Below are 16,824 nucleotides of genomic sequence, written 5' to 3' on the forward strand. Positions count from 1 at the left end.
GCCGGTTGGGCTGCACACTCTGCGCAGACTGTTGGTCATACCCGGTCGATCTGTGGACAATGTGACCATGACCCTGGACGAGCTCGATGGGCGCCTGATCACCCTGTTCAGCGAGCAGCCCCAGATCGGGGTGCTGGGCGCCTCGCGTGAGCTGGGCGTGGCCCGCGGCACCGTGCAGGCCCGGCTCGACCGGCTGGTGCAGCACGGCGTCATCAGGTCGTGGGCGCCGCAGATCGACGCGTCGGCCATGGGCTACCCCGTGTCGGCGTTCTGCACGCTGGAGATCCGCCAGGGGCGCGGCCACACGCCGGTGGTCGAGCACCTCTCCGGCATCCCCGAGGTGCTGGAGGCGCACACCATCACCGGGTCGGGAGACCTGTTCATCCACATCGTCGCGCGCGACAACGCCGACCTCCAGCGGGTCATCGACGCCGTGGTCGACGACGAGCACGTCGTCCGGGCGAACACCGCGATCTCCCTGGCCACCCGGATCCCGCTGCGCACCCTCCCCCTGGTCCGCGCGGCGTCCGGCGGCTGACGACTCAGGCGTCGAGCCGGAAGCCGAGCTTGACCGTCACCTGCCAGTGCGCGACCGCTCCGTCCGCGATCTGCCCCCGGACGCTCTGCACCTCGAACCAGTCGAGGTTGCGCACCGTCTTCGCCGCCTGGGTGACGGCGTTGCCGACGGCGGCCTCGATGCCGTCGGGCGAGGTGCCCACGACCTCGGAGATGGAGTACACGTGGTTGGCCATGGCCTGCTCCGTCCTCGGCGGCCGGGCGTCGCCGTTGCGGTCACGCTAGTCCCGTGCGCCCTACCCGGCCAGAGGTCGACCGTCGAGACGGAGCCGCCGGGCGGTAGGGCAGCCCGGCCCCGACGTCCCTAGACCGCGGAGAACGCGTCGGGGTCGGTGCTCAGCCGGGCGCGGAACGCGTTGTCGAGGGCCGCGTCGTCCTCGATCGCCTCGTCGTAGTGGTCATCCGACGACAGGTCGAGCGCGCTGGCCCGCTCGGGGTCGTCGAGGGCGCCGTCGGCGATGGCGCGCCGGACCGCGGCGATCGCCTCGGAGGCGGCCGGCACGTGCAGCCACCGGTAGCCGGCCTCGGCGGCATCGAGCTCCTCGTCGGTCATGCTCCGGACCGCGTCGAGGACACCGTCCGACATCGCCGAGCTGTGCAGCCGCAGCGCCGCGGCCAGCGCCCGGTCGCCTTCGCCGGGGGTCGAGCCGCCGGCCTCGAGTGCAGCGCGGTTCCAGATGGTGTCAGCCAGGTCGTCCATGACGGCAGCATGTCACCTGTTCGGGTCGACGTCCCGCAGAACACCCGTTCCCGGACGCCGTTCCCGGGCGGCCGGATGAGGGCAGAGGTCAGCGCCGGCCGACGAACCAGGCCCGGATCTTCTCGACCCGCGCCACGACCTGCTCGGAGGTCGCCTCGTCGAGGGCAGGGCCACCACAGGCCCGGCGCAGCTCGTTGTGCACCACCCCGTGCGGGGTGCCCTTCTTCCGGGCGTAGGCAGCGACCAGCTTGTTGAGCTCCTGGCGCTGTGCAGCGAGCGCACGGTGCGCCGACACCGGCTGCTCCACCTTGCGCGGGCGGCGGGTGCTCTGGGCGGCCTGCCGCTCGTGGAGCAGCACCGCCATCTGGTCGGGCTCGAGCAGACCCGGCAGCCCGAGGTACTCCTGCTCCTCGTCCGACCCGGTGACCGCGTTGAGCCCGAACTGCTTCGCGTCGAAGAGCACGTGGTCGAACTCGGCGTCGGACTCGAGGGCCTCGAACGCCATCTGGTCGACGTCCGGGGTGCGGGCCGTGCGGTTCGCCGCATCGACGAGGGCGTCCTCCTCGGCCCACATCGCGGCCGCGCTGTCGTCCTTGGCGACCCGGTCGAGGGCGTGGTCGCGCTCGTCCTCGAGCCGGGCCGCGTGCTCGAGGATGACCGGCACCGACGGCAGGAAGACCGACGCGGTCTCGCCGCGCCGGCGGGCGCGCACGAAGCGTCCCACCGCCTGGGCGAAGAACAGCGGGGTCGACGTCGAGGTGGCATAGACCCCGACACAGAGCCGGGGCACGTCGACGCCCTCGGACACCATCCGCACGGCGACCATCCAGCGCGAGTCGCTCGAGGCGTACTCCTCGATCCGGGCGGACGAGCCCGCGTCGTCGGACAGGACCAGCGTGACGCGCTCGCCGGTGATGGTCTCGAGGATCTTGGCGTAGGCGCGCGCCGCGGTCTGGTTGGACGCGATCACCAGGCCACCGGCGTCGGGCACGCCGCGGCGCACCTCGGTCAGTCGCTTGTCGGCTGCGGCCAGCACCGAGGGGACCCACTCCCCCTTGGGGTCCAGCGCGGTGCGCCAGGCCTGCGCCATGGAGTCCTTGGTCAGCATCTCCCCCAGGCGGGCGGCGATCTCGTCACCGGCCTTGGTGCGCCACCGCATGGCGCCTCCGTAGGCGAGGAAGAGCACAGGCCGCACGACCCCGTCACGCAACGCCTCGGCATACCCGTAGGTGTAGTCGGCCGACGAGCGGCGGATGCCGTCGGCGTCCTCGGCGTAGGTGACGAACGGGATCGGCGAGGTGTCGGAGCGGAACGGCGTGCCGGTGAGCGCGAGCCGGCGGGTGGCGGGCTCGAAGGCCTCGCGGATCGCGTCACCCCACGACAGGGCGTCGCCTCCGTGGTGGATCTCGTCGAGGATCACCAGGGTCGGAGCCGACTCGGTGCGGGTGCGGTGCAGCGACGGCTTGCTCGCCACCTGGGCGTAGGTCAGCGCCACGCCGTCGTACTCGCTGGAGTGCCGCGCGGAGGAGTTGGAGAACCTCGGGTCGATGTGGATGCCGACCCGTGCGGCTGCCTCGGCCCACTGCGTCTTCAGGTGCTCGGTGGGCGCGACGATGGTCACGGCCGAGATGGTGCCCCGGCCGAGCAGCTCGGTGGCGAGGCGCAGTGCGTAGGTCGTCTTCCCGGCGCCGGGGGTCGCGACGGCGAGGAAGTCCCGTGGGTCGGAGCGCAGGTATGCCGTGAGCGCGGCCTGCTGCCAGGCGCGCAGCTTGTCGGCCGTCCCCCACGCCGCCCGCTCCGGGAAGGCTGGTGAAAGGTGCGAAGCGGCTGCGGTACTCATGGGACCGGCCACGTTATCCGGTGTCGCGAGACGACATGCCGAGGCCCCGGCGTCTGCGCCGGGGCCTCGGTCGTGTGCTAGGCCGTGGAGTCCACCTCCGTCGCCTGGCTGAGCTGCTCAGCCGTGCTGCTCAGCCGTGCTGCTCACCGGGGCTGCGTCAGCCCCGGTAGGTCAGCCACTGGTTCTGCATGCGGGTGGTCTGCCCGGCCGTGAAGGTGTTCATGCACGAGTCGTCGGTGTAGTCCATGAAGTTCTTGATCGGGTCGAGTCCGCTGGCCGTGCAGGTGTCACGACCAGTGGGGCACCCGAACGCCGGGGAGGCCTCGGCCGGGGTGTCGCTCACCGAGTCGCCACCGGAGCAGCCGCCCTGGAAGGTGTGGTAGAGCCCGACCCAGTGGCCGACCTCGTGGGTCGCGGTGTCACCCAGGTTGTACGGCGACAGGCTGCCACCGGGGATGCTGCGGTAGTCGATCACGACACCATCGAGGGTGGTGTTGTTCGTGGACGGGAACTGCGCGTAGCCGAGCGTGCCGTCCGAGAACGTCGTCGAGTAGAGGTTCAGCGCGGCCTTGGTGCCCTTGTGGAGGGCGGTCTTCATGGCCTTGGCGTCACTCGGCTCCCGGCCGCTGGCCGGGAAGGCGATGCTGTACCAGTCGCTGTTCGTGGTGGTCTCCGTGCCGGCGAGGGTGAACGAGAAGCCCGACGCCGCGTAGGCGTTGTTGAGGACGTCCAGCTGGCTCTGGATCTGCGTCGTCGTCAGCTTGCCGCTCGTGCCGTTGGTGATCACGTGCCAGTAGACGCTCACCGTGGTCGAGGCGAAGGCGACGGTGCCGCCACCCGGCTTGCGGGCCGTCGACGAGTCGACGAACTTGCCCTGCGAGTTCTTGGTATAGCCCTTGGCCGCGGCAGCTTTGGCGAACGCCGCCTCCATCGAGTTGACCTTGGCTTGGCTGAGCTCGTGCGGGTCGGTGCGGTTGCCACCCTTGGCGGACCGCGCGGCGTTGACGGCGTCGTTGTGGGTCGCGCAGTCGGCGGCCACGGTGGACTCGCCGGCCATCATCTGGGCGCTGGCGCTGCCCTGGCCGAGCCCGAGGGCGACGGCCCCCAGCATGAGGGAGGACAGTGCGATTCGAGAGCGAAGCTTCATGGGCGTCCTTTCGAGGTGCCTCCCTCCGGGGTCGGTGGGTGGCTCGACTTGGCACGCTAGGAGCCCGATCCTCTGCAGCCGGGTCGGGAGAGGCAGGCGCAGGTAAAGACTCGTTCAGGCTTTCGGTGGGTGTGAAACTCCTGTGCCCCGGCGGGCGTCTGTGGCGCCCACCTGCACGTTCAGGTCACTCGCCGCCGTCCTGAGGGGCCCGCAGACCGTCGTAGATCTCCTTGCACGTGGGGCACACCGGGAACTTCTTCGGGTCACGCCCGGGCACCCAGACCTTGCCGCAGAGCGCGACGACGGGGTCTCCCGAGAGGGCGCTCTCGAGGATCTTCTCCTTGCGCACGTAGTGCGAGAACCGCTCGTGGTCGCCCGGCTCCTGCAGCTGCTCCTCGACCTGCTCGCGCTCGAGCACGGCGGTCGTCGTGGAAGGTTGGGAGGGCTGGGCCTCGGGGGCCAGCGGGTCGTCCAGGGGGATCTGGGGCTCGCTCATCCAGCGATTGTATGCCGCCTGGCCGCGGCCGCTGACGACCCTCGGGCCCAGCGGTCAGTTCATCTCGGGGTCGGTGGGGAAGGTCGCCACGAACGCGAGGTGGTCACGCTGACGGCGCAGCACCCTGGCCCACAGCTGCTCCGGGTCGTCGTCGAACGCATCGCGCCCCTCGGACTCCACGACGTACCAGCTACCCGCGCGCACCTCGTCCTCGAGCTGGCCCGGCGACCACCCGGCATACCCGGCGAAGATCCGCAGGCCGGCCACCTCGGGGACCACGATCGCCGGCGGGGTGTCGAGGTCGACGAGCCCGAGACCGCGGAACAGGCGCTTCACGCCGAGCGGCTCGACGTCGCCGGGGACCGTGACCAGGCCGAGGGCGCTGTCGAGGCCGACCGGTCCGCCCTCGAAGAGGACCGACGGTGCGGTCGCGTGGGCCTGCCAGTCCGGCAGGACCGCGTCGACCCGGGCGTCCATCGGCCGGTTGAGCACCACACCCTGGGCGCCCTCCTCGTCGTGGTGGAGGATCAGGACGACGCTGCGGCAGAACACCCCCTCCTCGATCTGGGGGGTCGCGACGAGCAGGCTGCCCGACAGGTCCTTCATCTCCACGAGTCCATTCTGCCTGCCAACGCCAGAGCCCCGGTCGCGGGGACCGGGGCTCTGGCCGTTCAGTTGATGCGAAGACGGCTGGTGCGCCGTGGGGCGGTGCCGGAGCTACCGGTCAGGCGCGGGCGGCCCGCGAGTAGCTGCCGCGCTCGCCGCGCGAGCCGCCGGAGCGGTCGTCACGGTAGGGACGGTTGCCACCCTGGCGCGGGCCGCGGGGGCCTCCACCACGGGGACCACCGGACGGGCGACCGCCGCCGCGCTTCGGGCCCTCGAGCACCCGGCGGACCTGGTCCTCGGGGACGGGGATGCCGCTGGGGGTGACGGCGCCGGTGGCCGCGAGGCGGTCGTCGCCGGGGACGGCCTTGGTCGGCATCGCGTCGATGCCTGCCTCACGGGCCATCCGCTCCATGGTGCGCCGCTGGTGCGGGAGCGCCAGGGTGACGACCGTGCCCTTGTCGCCGGCGCGGGCCGTGCGACCCGAGCGGTGCAGGTAGTCCTTGTGGTCGGCCGGGGGGTCGACCTGGAGCACGACCGAGACGTCGTCGACGTGGATGCCGCGGGCGGCGACGTCGGTGGCCACCAGGACCGGCAGGCTGCCGTCACGGAAGGCCCCGAGGACGCGGTTGCGCGCGCCCTGGTTCAGGCCGCCGTGCAGCGCGGCCGCGAAGACGCCCTGCTCGCGCAGCTGGAGGGCCACGCGGTCGGCGCCGAGCTTGGTCCGCACGAAGACCACGGTGCGGCCCGCCCGGTTGGCGACCTCGGCCGTGATCGTCTTCTTGTGCATCGGGTCGATGAGGAGCACGTGGTGCTCCATCGTGGTGACCGAGGCCTTCGCGTCGTCGGTCGAGTGCGTCTTCGGGTCGGTGAGGTAGCCCTCCACGAGCTTGTCGACGCCCTTGTCCAGGGTGGCCGAGAACAGCATCCGCTGCCCGCCGGCCGGCATCTGGTCGAGGATCGCGGTGACCTCGGGCATGAAGCCCATGTCGGCCATGTGGTCGGCCTCGTCGAGGACGGCGATCTGGATGTCGCGCAGCTGCACGGCGTCACGCTCGATCAGGTCCTTGAGCCGGCCCGGCGTGGCGATGAGCAGGTCGACGCCGCGGTTCAGCGCGCTGATCTGCGTCGTGTAGGACAGGCCACCGGCGACCAGCTTGTGCTTCAGACCGAGGACGTGCACGAGGGGCTCGAGCGCGTCGGACACCTGCATGGCGAGCTCGCGGGTCGGGACCAGCACGAGCGCACGGGGGCGGCGCGGACGGGCCCGCTCGCCGTCGGCGAGGCGGGACAGCATCGGCAGGCCGAAGGCCAGCGTCTTGCCGGAGCCGGTCTGGCCGCGGCCGAGGATGTCCTTGCCGGCCAGCGCGTCCGGGATGGTCGCGGACTGGATCGGGAACGGCGTGGTGATGCCGTCACGGGCGAGCCGCTCGACGAGGCGCTCGGTCAGGCCCAGGCCAGCGAAGCCGTTGTCGGCGTCCACGGTGACGGGGCCGTCGACGGTCTTGCGGGTGGCCTTCACCCAGGTGTCGGCCTCCATCCGCTCGGCCTCGGGGTCGACCTGGCTGTCGAAGCCGCGGGACGCGCGGTCGTCGCGGTTGAAGCTGCGGGCCGGACGGTCGCTGCGGTCGGTGCTGCGGGCCGGGCGCTCGCTGCGGTCGAAGCTGCGCGCCGGACGGTCGCTGCGGTCGTTGTTGCGGGCCGGGCGCTCGGCGCGGTCGAAGCTGCGCGCGGGTCGGTCGTTGTTGCGGGCCGGACGGTCGTCACGGTTGTAGCTGGTCACAGGGCGGTCCTCACGGTTGTACTGACGGGGACCACGGCTCTCACTACGGTCACTGACATCACGGTCATAGCGACGGACCGGGCGGTCGTCGCGGGTGGAGTCGCGGCGCTGCGGCCGGTCGTCCCGGTTGAAGGTGCGAGCGGGACGGTCGTCCCGGTCGAAGCTGCGGGCCGGACGGTCGCTGCGGTCGAAGCTGCGCGGGGCGCGGTCGTCGCGGTTGAAGCTGCGGGCCGGACGGTCACTGCGGTCGTAGCTGCGCGGGGCGCGGTCGTCGCGGTTGAAGCTGCGGGCCGGACGGTCGTTCCGGTCGCTGCGGTCGTAGCTACGAGGCGCGCGGTCGTCGCGGTTGAAGCTGCGCGCGGGACGGTCGTTCCGGTCGCTGCGGTCGTAGCTGCGCGGGGCGCGGTCGTCGCGGTTGAAGCTGCGCGCGGGACGGTCGGAGCGCTCCGAGCGCTCGGGGCGACGGTCACCGTCGCGAGCCGGCCGTGCGGCATACGGGTGGCCGCCGGTGGGGGCGGAGGACTGGCCGCGGTGAGCCTTCTTGGGGCTCTTCTTCGCGGCAGCCTTCTGGTCCGGGGTCCAACGGGCCTTTTTGGGCGCGCCGGATCGCAGGTTCTTGGGCACAGATGTTCAACTCACTTCAGGTACTCGAGGTAGACACGTCTCGAGCCACCTGGCGAGGGCAACGAAGAAGACGAGCCTCAGGCCGTCTAGGGCCCGTTGGACCGGATCAACAGTTGTCATCCGGTGGTCTGCAGTCGGAGTAGGGAATGCGTCTGTGGCGCCTGTGCCACCTGATGGCGCTGCCAGCGCCGCCGATCTGAGCCCGCCCAGTCTATCAGCGCCGCAGCGCCCTCCCGACCACCACGGACGTGACCCCCAGCACCACGCCCGCGAGGTCCGCCACGGCGTCCCAGGCGTCACCCGACCGGTTCGGGAGCAGGTAGTGCTGGAGCAGCTCGCTCACCGGGGCGTGGAGTGCCAGCAGCGCCACGAGGTAGGCCGGGCGCACACCGGCGAGCAGGCCGGCCAGCGTGGGGGCCAGGAAGAGCAGGACGTGGACGACCTTGTCGCTCCACGTGACCGGCCCCTCAAGGTCGACCCGGGGCCAGTAGAGCGCGGCCAGGTGGGCGACGAGCAGCACGCCGAAGACCACGGCTGCCCTGTGCCGTGGGCGGGCGACCACACTGGTCGGCTCCGGGTCGGCGCCGAGCACGACGCCCACCGAGCTGGCCGGAGCCTGGTCGTCGGGCGATGCGCTAGCCAATGAGCTCGGGCTCTTCGGCCATCCGACGGGTGGGGACCTGCTCCGGCGTCGTGCCCAGCACGGCGGCCTTCACCGCGGCCGCGACCACCTTCGACACGTCGGGGTGGAACACGCTGGGGATGATGTAGGCGGCGTTGAGCTCCTCGGGGTGCACCACCTCCGAGAGCGCCTTCGCCGCGGCGAGCATGACGTCCTCGTCGATCGAGGTCGAGGCCGCGTCGAGCAGGCCGCGGAAGACACCCGGGAAGACGAGCACGTTGTTGATCTGGTTGGCGAAGTCGGAGCGACCCGTGGCCACCACCGCCGCGTGCTGGGCGGCCGCGATCGGGTCGACCTCGGGCTCGGGGTTGGCCATGGCGAAGACGATCGCACCGTCGTTCATGGTCGCGATGTCGTCACCGGTGAGGATGCCCGGCGCCGAGACCCCGACGAAGACGTCGGCGCCGGCGAGCGCGTCCTTGAGGGTGCCGGTGACGCCCCGCTGGTTGGTGTGCTCGGCCGACCAGGCCAGGGCCGGGTGGTGCCCCGAGGCGATGTCGTCCCGGTCGCGGTGCAGCACGCCGAACTGGTCGGCCACCACCACGTCGGTGGCTCCGGCCTTGAGCAGCAGCTTGAGGATCGCGGTGCCGGCGGCGCCCGCGCCGGACATCACCACGCGGCACTCGCTCAGCTCCTTGCCGACGACGCGCAGGGCGTTGCGCAGGGCGGCCAGGGTGACGATGGCGGTGCCGTGCTGGTCGTCGTGGAAGACCGGGATGTCGAGCTCCTCCCGGAGCCGGGCCTCGATCTCGAAGCACCGTGGGGCCGAGATGTCCTCCAGGTTGATGCCCGCGAAGACCGGGCTGATCGCCTTGACCGCGCGGATGATCTCCTCGGTGTCCTGGGTGTCGAGGCAGATCGGGAACGCGTCGATGTCGGCGAACCGCTTGAAGAGGGCTGCCTTGCCCTCCATCACCGGCAGCGCCGCGAGCGGGCCGATGTTGCCCAGGCCCAGGACGGCGGAGCCGTCGGTCACCACGGCCACCGTGTTGCGCTTGATGGTCAGGCGCCGGGCGTCGGCGGGGTTCTCGGCGATGGCCATGCAGACCCGCGCCACACCCGGGGTGTAGATCAGCGAGAGGTCGTCGCGGTTGCGGATCGGCACCTTCGACTCGATCTTGAGCTTGCCGCCGAGGTGGGCCAGGAAGGTGCGGTCGGAGACCTTGCCGATCTCGACGCCGTGCACCTCGCGCATCGCCGCGACGAGCGCGTCGGCGTGGTCGGTGTCGCGAGCGGCCGCGGTCACGTCGACCCGGAGGCGGTCGGCGCCGGAGGCCGTGACGTCCAGCCCGGTGACCAGTCCGCCACCCTCCTCGATGACCCCGGTGAGCTCGGACACGGCGGTGGCTCGGGCCGGGAGCGTCAGCCGGACGGTGATGGAGTTGGACACGGACGGGGCTGCGGTCATGTCGGGCATTCTCCCGATTACCGCGGGGTATGCCGAACCGGGTCCACGCCCGTTCTCACCTGCCGGGCCATCGCGAGCCGTCGGTCGACGAAGTCCTGCCCGCTCACGGCCAACCAGACGCACACCACCGCGAGCGGCAGCTCGACGCACAGCGCCATGGCCAGCGCGACCCACCGCTCCGCCGCGGTCGACGAGGTCACGACGTCGAACCAGGCGTCGGCGCCGAGCAGCGCGGCGCTGGCCCCCGCCACCGCGGCGAGCCAGCGCCGCCGACGGACGGCGGCCCAGCCGGTCAGCGCGAGCAGCACCAGCAGGGCCAGGTCGAAGCCGCCCCAGGCCAGGTCGAAGTGCGCCGCGCGAGCGCTGCCGGGCAGCGCCACGAACAGGTATGCCGTCCACGGGACCATCAGCGCGGCCAGCGTGGCGAGCACCCAGCCCACCACCGTCAGGCGGCGCGCCCGCGCGTGCATCAGGTCGCCGCCGTGGGTGCGACGGCCCGCAGGAGGTAGCGCTCGTGCTCGATGTCCTTGCCCCAGTAGACCGAGTCGGTGAGCTGCACGACGACCGGCTCCCCCACCAGCTCCTTGACGACCGCCGCGAGCTCCTCCGACGGCACCCCGGCGCTCCAGGGCAGGGCCGGCTTGCCGGCCGCGGACTCCAGGCCCCACCGCCCCTCGACCAGCACCATCCGGCCACCCGGGCGCAGCAGGGCGGCCCACCGGCGCAGTGCCGCGGTCGGGTCGGGCAACGTCCACAGGATGTGCCGCGCGAAGACGACGTCGACGGAGGCCGGCTCGAACGGCGGATCGCCCGCGTCGCCCTGCTGCACCTCGACGGCGGCCCCGAACGGTGCGGCCTTGGCCCGGGCCAGGCGCACCATCTCGGCCGAGAGGTCGACCCCCCGGACCCGGTGCCCCAGCTCGGCCATCAGCACGCTCATCGTGCCCGTGCCGCAGGCGAGGTCGGCCACCTCGGACGAGGTGGTGGGCAGCCAGGTGCGCAGGAGGTCCTTCCACGCCGACCGGGTGTCGGAGTCGAGGAGCCCGTGGTCGGGGTAGCTGTCGTACTCCGCCGCGAAGTCGTCCCAGTATCGACGGATCTCGTCGGTGCTCGTCCCGGGCGCGCTCGGGGTGTCGGCGCGCGGGCTCAAGGTGCTCGGGGCGTCGGCGCTCGGGGCGTCGGCGGTCGGGGTGTCGGCGGCAGCGGAGCGAGTGCTGGTTCCTTCGGTGCTCATCTGCTCAAGCCTAGGCTGGACCCATGACAGGAGACAGCGGGCCGGCTGGTGGCGCTCCCCACGTCGAGGTCACCGGTTCGGGGACCGCGTCCGCCACCCCCGACGTGGTCCGCGTGCGAGCCGGGGTCCGCTGCGACGCCGACGACGTCTCCTCCGCGCTCGCCGACGCGGGGAACCGCGCCCGCGCCCTGGCCCAGGCGGCCCGCGACCACGGCATCGCGGACGCCGACCTGCGCACCACGGGCACCGGGGTCCACCCCCGCCACGACCGTGAGGGGGTCACGGTCGTCGGCTACACGGCATACCAGAGCCTGTCGGTGACCGTCCGCGACCCGGGGCTGGTCGGGAGCCTCGTGGAAGCCTTCGCCGGGGCCGCCGGCAACGCCCTGACCATCGACAGCATCGGTCTCGAGCTCGCCGACTCCGCTCCCCTGCTCGCGCAGGCGCGCGAGGCAGCGTTCGCCGACGCCCTGGGCAAGGCGCAGCAGTATGCCGCCCTGGCCGGTCGCACGCTCGGGAAGGTTGAGCGGGTCTGCGACGTTGAGCGGGGAGGAGCCCAGCCACGGTTCGCCATGATGGCGGCCGGCAAGGCAGCAGACCTGTCCGTCGAGCTGGGCGAGAACTCGGTGACCGCGACCGTCGCGGTCCGATGGGAGTGGACGTAGACATGGCGAGCACGACGCTGACGGCAGAGAACTTCGAGAAGACGATCCTCGAGGGCGGCACCGTCTTCGTGGACTTCTGGGCCGAGTGGTGCGGACCGTGCAAGCGGTTCGGACCGGTCTTCGAGGCCGCCTCGGAGCAGCACCCCGACGTCGTGTTCGGCAAGGTCGACACGGAGGCCGAGCAGGCTCTCGCGGCCGCCGCCAACATCACCTCGATCCCCATGCTGATGGGGTTCCGTGACGGCATCCTGGTCTTCGCCCAGGCCGGGGCCCTCCCGGCGCCGATGCTCGAGGACGTCATCACCAAGGTGCAGGGCCTCGACATGGACGCGGTGCGCGCCGACATCGAGTCGCAGAAGTCCCAGCCGGCCCAGGCCTAGGCCGCTCGGCCCCGGCCGCTCGGGTCGCCACCCAGGCCGCTCTGCTCCTCGCTAGACCGCTCTGGTCCTGGCCGCCCGGTCGCCCAGGACCGGTCGGTGGGCGCGGGCCGCCAGCAGCAGCATCGCGCCCACGCCGATGCACACCACCTCGGAGACGGCGGCCGCGTACACGGCGAACCCCGACCAGTGGGAGTGGACGCCCATCAGGCCCACCGTCGTCGAGATGACGAACGCCCCCAGCGTTGACAGGCCGAAGCCGAGCGTGAGGAAAGCGGGCACCCAGTGCTGCCAGGTCAGCAGCAACACCGCGATGAGCACCCCGGCCACGACGTTCACGAGGAAGGCGGGGCCGACGGACTGGTCCCGCACCCCGCCGAACCAGAGCTTGAGGTGGACCGCCGCCGACACGACCAGCGCCACCGCACCCAGTGCGTGCCACTTCATGGTGACCTCCTTCTCGGGGCCGGGCCCGGTGCCGGCCTCCACCCGTGAGGACGGGTCAGCCACCGCCGGGGTTCAGCGGGCCGCCGCCACAGGTGCGCCAGAGGGTGCGGCGGCCGGTGTGCCGGGAGGTGCGTCGCCCTGGGAGCCGAAGGCCGTGAGCAGGCGGTCGCGGAAGGCATCCATCCGCCACACCGGCGCGTCCGCAGCGGGGCGCATGCCCTCCTGCCAGCCCCATCCCGCGATGCGTCGCGTCACCGCGGCGTCGCGGGCGACGAACGTGACGGGCACCCGGTGGCTCGCCCCGGGGCCCGACACGACGGTCGAGGGCTGGTGGTCGCCGAGCAGCACCACCACGAGGTTCGGGTCGCCGGCCCGTCGCACGAGCTGCACGAGGCTGTCGATCGAGTAGGTGACCGACTCGGCGTAGGCATCCCGCACCGAGGCCGGGTCGCGCCACACCTGTGCCCTGGTGGCGGCCCGGTCACGGATCGGCCCGAACACCGACCCGTCGCCGAGGGAGTCCCAGTCGACGAGTCGGGGCAGCGGCGCCCACGGGACGTGGCTGCTCACGAGGTCGAGCTCGGCCATCACCGGCGCGCGCGGACGGGCGGTCAGCTCGCGGTCGGCGAAGACCTTGAGGGTGTACTGGTCCGGCACGGTGGCGTAGCCGAAGCGGGGCCCGGCATACCCCACGTTGCGGGCGTCGTAGACCTGGTCGTAGTGGTAGAACGACCGCGCCTGGGGCCAGTCCTGCTGGTTCGACGGGACGTCCACCACCGTGCGCCACCCGGCCCGGCCGAAGGCCCTGCTCAGGGTGAGCCGGTCGCTCGTCATGAGCTGGTCGTAGCGCCGCTGGCTGTCGACCCACACGCCCGACTGCAGGGTGGAGTGGGCCAGCCAGCTGATCCCCCCGAACGTGGGCGAGTCCAGCCACGCGCTGCTGGTCGAGTAGCCGGCCGCGCCCAGCTCGCGGGTGGCCCGGTCGAGGGCCGGCCCGACTCCGGCGGGCTCCGGGCGTCCCGTGACGGCGACCTCGCCGTAGCTCTCGACGAAGGCGAACAGCACGTCCTTGCCGCGCAGCCCGGTGAGCAGGTCGGCCGCGGGCGTCTCCGCGAACGGGTCGGCGGCCACCGCAGCGGCGAAGGTGGCCCGGTCGCGCAGCGCCGCACGGGCCCGGGTGACGTGGTCGCCGAGGAGCCCCACGGACGACGTGGAGGCGAGTGCCGTTCCCGGCCCCACCTGGACCTGGGTCGCGGCGGCCACCAGCCACATCACGACCAGGACGACGAGCGCGCGGACCCACCCGCGTGGGTGCCGGCCGACGTGTGGCTCGAGCCGGCGCACGAGGGCGCGGGTCGACCACGGCACCACCCCGAGCAGCAGCACGACCACGACCGCGGTCGCGACGAGCGCTGCGGTCGCCCAGGACGGGCCGACCGAGTCACCGAGCAGGTCGCGCGCGGACCGCAGGTAGGTCCAGTCGGCGACCGGGTCGAACGGGCGGCGCAGCGCCGAGGTGAAGCCGATGTCGAGCAGCTTCACGAGGGTCGCGACACCCAGCAGCGCCCCGACCACCAGCGCCACCCGACGACGCCACGGGTCGCGGAGCACGAGGAGCACGAGGAGGACCAGGATCGGGTCGAGCGGGAGCCGGAGCAGCCAGGTGAGCGGCTGGCCGGCCGGGTCGTCCGGCGCCACGAGCACCACCCACACGGTGAGCAGCGGCAGCAGCGTGACCGCGAGCGCGAGACCGCGGCGCAGTCGCCCACCTCCGGGGCCCGGCTCGACAGGGCCCGGCTCGACGGGTCCCGGCCCGACGGTGCCCGGCCCGACGGTGCCCGGCCCGACGGTGCCCGGCTCGACGGGGCCTGCGGACGTCACGGCGGGGCCTCGAGCAACGGCCCGGGGCCAGCCGCTGGGGCGGCGGTCGCACGCAGCACCGAAGGGCGTTCGGCGGCAGGGGCCGGCCGGGGGGCCCGAGCCCGCCACAGCCCTGCGACCTGGGTGCCGAACGACCACGCGAGCAGGGCGAGCGCCAGCCCCACCAGGCCGACGAGCGCCGGGTGCGGCAGGACCTGGGCGGTCACCACGGTCAGCACGATCCCCTGCAGCGCGGCCACTGCCTTGCGCCAGTAGCGCGGTGGGACCTCGCCGCCGAGCCATGGCGCGGCTCGGGTGGCGCCCAGCAGCGCGTAGCGGAGGAGGCCGATGGCCAGCACCCACCAGCCGAGCACGAGGGCGGCGGCGACGCTCAGGACCAGGATCAGGGCGGCGTCGACCTCCATGTCCAGCCTGGCGCCGAGGGCCGAGGCCGTCCGGGTGCGTCGAGCGACCCAGCCGTCGACGGCATCGAGCGCCAGGACCACCGACGCGAGCAACACCAGGGGGACCCGTGCGGTGTCGGCGGACGCTGCGGTCGCGCCGCCCAGGACCCAGCTCGTGGTCAGCGCGGCGACGACGCAGGCCAGCGTGGCACGCGTGACCGTCACGTGGTCCGCGGGTCCGAGACCCCGACCGTCGTGGCCCAGCGCCCGCAGCAGGACGAACCAGCCGACCCCGGCACCCGCGATGGCGACGACGACCCCCGCGAGGGGCCACGGTGCCAGCGCCCACAGGAGGATGCCGAGCAGCGCCCACTGCGCAGCCATCGGCACCACGGGGACAGCACTGCGGCGCACCACACCTCCAGTCTCGAGCCTGACCCTAGGACGGCCCAGCCGGGGCGCGAGTTCACCGGGCGGTACACCGGGTGATCGCTAGGGTGGGGCCGTGTCCGGGGCTGCACTCGCATACTGGCTGACCGCACCCGGGGTGGGCGAGCTCCGGCCCGTGGCGGTGCCCCCACCCGGTCCCGACGAGGTCCTCGTCCGGACGGTCAACTCCGCCGTCAGCAGGGGCACCGAGACGCTGGTCTTCGAAGGACGGGTCCCGGAGAGCCAGTACACCAGCATGCGGGCGCCGTTCCAGGAAGGGGACTTCCCCGGGCCGGTGAAGTACGGGTACCTCACCGTGGGGATCGTCGAGGAAGGGCCCGCGCACCTGCGTGACCGGCTGGTCTTCTGCCTGCACCCCCACCAGACCAGGTTCGTCGTGCCGGCCGACGCCGTCGTGGTCGTCCCCGACGGGGTGCCGCCCGAGCGGGCGGTCCTCGCCGGCACCGTCGAGACGGCGGTCAACGCCCTCTGGGACGCGGCGCCACTGGTCGGTGACCGGGTCGCCGTGGTCGGTGCCGGCATGGTCGGGTGCTGTGTCGCGCGCCTGGTGTCCCGCCTTCCCGGCGTCCGGACGACGCTCATCGACATCGACCCCGCACGAGCCGAGGTGGCCGCCGCCCTCGGGGTCGACTTCGCCCTCGCGGGCGACGCCGGGTCGGGCTCCGGAGTCGGCACCCACGACCTCGTCGTGCACACCAGCGCCACCGCTGCGGGCCTCCGGCTGTCGCTGGACCTCCTGGCCGCCGAGGGCCAGGTGGTCGAGCTGAGCTGGTACGGGGACCGCGAGGTGAGCCTCGGGCTCGGCGGCTCGTTCCACTCGGGCCGGCTCACCATCCGGGCCAGCCAGGTGGGCGCCGTGTCCCTCGCACGTCGGTCCAGCCGCAGCCCCGCGGACCGGCTCGCCCTCGCCCTGGACCTGCTGCGGGACCCCGCCTTCGACGCCCTCGTGACCGGGCGGTCCGCGTTCGCTGAACTCCCGACCACGATGGCCCGTCTCTCGGAGGGGAGCCTCCCGGCCATCTGCCAGCTCATCACCTACGAGGGCGCGGACGAGGTCGACGCAGGCCCCACCCTCGACAGCAGCACCCACAGCCGCACCGACGGCACCGACCACCAGGGGTAGGCACCGTGTTCAGAGTGACCGTGCGGGACCACATCATGATCGCCCACAGCTTCCGCGGCGAGGTCTTCGGTCCCGCCCAGTCGCTGCACGGCGCCACCTACGTCGTCGACGCGACCTTCCACCGCGCCGACCTGGACGAGGACGGCATCGTCCTCGACATCGGCCGCGCCGGCGAGCAGCTGCGGGCGGTCCTCGCCGACCTCGACTACCGCAACCTCGACGACGACCCGACCCTCACTGGCGGCAACACCACGACCGAGGCCCTGGCCAGGCTGGTCGCCGACCGTCTCGCGGACCGCGTCCACGCCGGCGACCTGGGTGCCGGCGCCTCCGAGATCAGCGCGATCACGGTGACCCTGGCGGAGTCACCCGTGGCCTGGGCCAGCTACGAGCGCGGGTTGTGAG

The 16,824-nt window shown here is 72.7% G+C and carries 19 protein-coding genes; 5 read left to right on the forward strand and 14 right to left on the reverse strand.

Features of this window, described 5'->3' with window-relative positions:
• The first annotated feature begins 67 nt into the window (after positions 1 to 67).
• The gene (locus ABD262_RS17085) at positions 68 to 538 is read left to right on the forward strand and encodes an Lrp/AsnC family transcriptional regulator (protein WP_344138804.1); all 471 of its coding nucleotides are present in this window, start codon (positions 68 to 70) and stop codon (positions 536 to 538) included.
• 4 nt (positions 539 to 542) lie between these two features.
• Here the strand turns inward: ABD262_RS17085 and ABD262_RS17090 are convergent, their stop codons facing one another.
• From ABD262_RS17090 to ABD262_RS17140, 11 genes are all read right to left on the reverse strand, one after another.
• Positions 543 to 752 (reverse strand): dodecin, encoded by a 210-nt coding sequence (locus ABD262_RS17090; protein WP_344138806.1) that lies wholly within the window; start codon positions 750 to 752, stop codon positions 543 to 545.
• Between the two features lie 128 nt (positions 753 to 880).
• On the reverse strand, positions 881 to 1,276 hold the full coding sequence (locus tag ABD262_RS17095; protein ID WP_344138808.1) for a hypothetical protein: 396 nt from the start codon (positions 1,274 to 1,276) through the stop codon (positions 881 to 883).
• An 88-nt stretch (positions 1,277 to 1,364) separates the two neighbouring features.
• Positions 1,365 to 3,116, reverse strand: coding sequence for a DEAD/DEAH box helicase (locus tag ABD262_RS17100; protein WP_344138810.1), 1,752 nt, complete (start codon positions 3,114 to 3,116; stop codon positions 1,365 to 1,367).
• Positions 3,117 to 3,273: 157 nt separating this feature from the next.
• Entirely contained in the window at positions 3,274 to 4,263 is a 990-nt protein-coding gene (locus ABD262_RS17105; protein WP_344138812.1) for a zinc metalloprotease, read from the reverse strand.
• 184 nt (positions 4,264 to 4,447) lie between these two features.
• A complete protein-coding gene (locus tag ABD262_RS17110) occupies positions 4,448 to 4,759 on the reverse strand; it encodes a DUF3039 domain-containing protein (RefSeq protein ID WP_344138814.1) in 312 nt (103 codons plus the stop codon).
• 54 nt (positions 4,760 to 4,813) lie between these two features.
• Positions 4,814 to 5,365, reverse strand: coding sequence for a YqgE/AlgH family protein (locus ABD262_RS17115; protein ID WP_344140032.1), 552 nt, complete (start codon positions 5,363 to 5,365; stop codon positions 4,814 to 4,816).
• A gap of 118 nt (positions 5,366 to 5,483) precedes the next feature.
• Positions 5,484 to 7,769: a DEAD/DEAH box helicase gene (locus ABD262_RS17120; protein WP_344138816.1), complete on the reverse strand. Its 2,286-nt coding sequence runs from the start codon at positions 7,767 to 7,769 to the stop codon at positions 5,484 to 5,486.
• 214 nt (positions 7,770 to 7,983) lie between these two features.
• Positions 7,984 to 8,412: a VanZ family protein gene (locus ABD262_RS17125; protein WP_344138818.1), complete on the reverse strand. Its 429-nt coding sequence runs from the start codon at positions 8,410 to 8,412 to the stop codon at positions 7,984 to 7,986.
• Positions 8,405 to 9,859: an NAD-dependent malic enzyme gene (locus ABD262_RS17130; RefSeq protein ID WP_344138820.1), complete on the reverse strand. Its 1,455-nt coding sequence runs from the start codon at positions 9,857 to 9,859 to the stop codon at positions 8,405 to 8,407. The genes ABD262_RS17125 and ABD262_RS17130 overlap by 8 nt, the downstream gene beginning before the upstream one ends.
• A gap of 17 nt (positions 9,860 to 9,876) precedes the next feature.
• A complete protein-coding gene (locus ABD262_RS17135; protein ID WP_344138822.1) occupies positions 9,877 to 10,329 on the reverse strand; it encodes a hypothetical protein in 453 nt (150 codons plus the stop codon).
• Complete coding sequence (locus ABD262_RS17140) at positions 10,329 to 11,093, reverse strand: class I SAM-dependent methyltransferase (RefSeq protein WP_344138824.1); 765 nt, start codon at positions 11,091 to 11,093, stop codon at positions 10,329 to 10,331. Before ABD262_RS17140 ends, ABD262_RS17135 begins: the two co-directional genes overlap by 1 nt.
• 23 nt (positions 11,094 to 11,116) lie before the next feature.
• Here ABD262_RS17140 and ABD262_RS17145 point away from each other — a divergent pair, with 23 nt between their 5' ends.
• Positions 11,117 to 11,758: an SIMPL domain-containing protein gene (locus ABD262_RS17145; protein WP_344138826.1), complete on the forward strand. Its 642-nt coding sequence runs from the start codon at positions 11,117 to 11,119 to the stop codon at positions 11,756 to 11,758.
• A gap of 2 nt (positions 11,759 to 11,760) precedes the next feature.
• Positions 11,761 to 12,138, forward strand: coding sequence for a thioredoxin family protein (locus ABD262_RS17150; protein WP_344138828.1), 378 nt, complete (start codon positions 11,761 to 11,763; stop codon positions 12,136 to 12,138).
• A 51-nt stretch (positions 12,139 to 12,189) separates the two neighbouring features.
• Here ABD262_RS17150 and ABD262_RS17155 read toward each other — a convergent pair whose 3' ends face one another.
• From ABD262_RS17155 to ABD262_RS17165, 3 genes are all read right to left on the reverse strand, one after another.
• The gene (locus ABD262_RS17155) at positions 12,190 to 12,582 is read right to left on the reverse strand and encodes a hypothetical protein (protein ID WP_344138830.1); all 393 of its coding nucleotides are present in this window, start codon (positions 12,580 to 12,582) and stop codon (positions 12,190 to 12,192) included.
• A gap of 72 nt (positions 12,583 to 12,654) precedes the next feature.
• Positions 12,655 to 14,463 (reverse strand): CDP-alcohol phosphatidyltransferase, encoded by a 1,809-nt coding sequence (locus ABD262_RS17160; protein WP_344138832.1) that lies wholly within the window; start codon positions 14,461 to 14,463, stop codon positions 12,655 to 12,657.
• Entirely contained in the window at positions 14,460 to 15,263 is an 804-nt protein-coding gene (locus ABD262_RS17165; RefSeq protein WP_344138834.1) for a CDP-alcohol phosphatidyltransferase family protein, read from the reverse strand. Before ABD262_RS17165 ends, ABD262_RS17160 begins: the two co-directional genes overlap by 4 nt.
• Positions 15,264 to 15,351: 88 nt before the next feature.
• Here ABD262_RS17165 and ABD262_RS17170 point away from each other — a divergent pair, with 88 nt between their 5' ends.
• A complete protein-coding gene (locus tag ABD262_RS17170; RefSeq protein WP_344138836.1) occupies positions 15,352 to 16,419 on the forward strand; it encodes a zinc-dependent alcohol dehydrogenase in 1,068 nt (355 codons plus the stop codon).
• Between the two features lie 14 nt (positions 16,420 to 16,433).
• Complete coding sequence (locus tag ABD262_RS17175; RefSeq protein ID WP_425564893.1) at positions 16,434 to 16,823, forward strand: 6-pyruvoyl trahydropterin synthase family protein; 390 nt, start codon at positions 16,434 to 16,436, stop codon at positions 16,821 to 16,823.
• The last annotated feature ends 1 nt before the right edge of the window (position 16,824 follow it).

This window comes from Pedococcus bigeumensis, assembly GCF_039531795.1.
Classification (GTDB): Bacteria; Actinomycetota; Actinomycetes; order Actinomycetales; family Dermatophilaceae; genus Pedococcus; species Pedococcus bigeumensis.

Coding starts and splice junctions, on each gene's coding strand:
- ABD262_RS17085 (WP_344138804.1), top strand. CDS start 68: ATGACCCTGGACGAGCTCGATGGGCGCCTGATCACCCTGTTCAGCGAG.
- ABD262_RS17090 (WP_344138806.1), bottom strand. CDS start 752: ATGGCCAACCACGTGTACTCCATCTCCGAGGTCGTGGGCACCTCGCCC.
- ABD262_RS17095 (WP_344138808.1), bottom strand. CDS start 1,276: ATGGACGACCTGGCTGACACCATCTGGAACCGCGCTGCACTCGAGGCC.
- ABD262_RS17100 (WP_344138810.1), bottom strand. CDS start 3,116: ATGAGTACCGCAGCCGCTTCGCACCTTTCACCAGCCTTCCCGGAGCGG.
- ABD262_RS17105 (WP_344138812.1), bottom strand. CDS start 4,263: ATGAAGCTTCGCTCTCGAATCGCACTGTCCTCCCTCATGCTGGGGGCC.
- ABD262_RS17110 (WP_344138814.1), bottom strand. CDS start 4,759: ATGAGCGAGCCCCAGATCCCCCTGGACGACCCGCTGGCCCCCGAGGCC.
- ABD262_RS17115 (WP_344140032.1), bottom strand. CDS start 5,365: ATGAAGGACCTGTCGGGCAGCCTGCTCGTCGCGACCCCCCAGATCGAG.
- ABD262_RS17130 (WP_344138820.1), bottom strand. CDS start 9,859: ATGACCGCAGCCCCGTCCGTGTCCAACTCCATCACCGTCCGGCTGACG.
- ABD262_RS17135 (WP_344138822.1), bottom strand. CDS start 10,329: ATGCACGCGCGGGCGCGCCGCCTGACGGTGGTGGGCTGGGTGCTCGCC.
- ABD262_RS17140 (WP_344138824.1), bottom strand. CDS start 11,093: ATGAGCACCGAAGGAACCAGCACTCGCTCCGCTGCCGCCGACACCCCG.
- ABD262_RS17145 (WP_344138826.1), top strand. CDS start 11,117: ATGACAGGAGACAGCGGGCCGGCTGGTGGCGCTCCCCACGTCGAGGTC.
- ABD262_RS17150 (WP_344138828.1), top strand. CDS start 11,761: ATGGCGAGCACGACGCTGACGGCAGAGAACTTCGAGAAGACGATCCTC.
- ABD262_RS17155 (WP_344138830.1), bottom strand. CDS start 12,582: ATGAAGTGGCACGCACTGGGTGCGGTGGCGCTGGTCGTGTCGGCGGCG.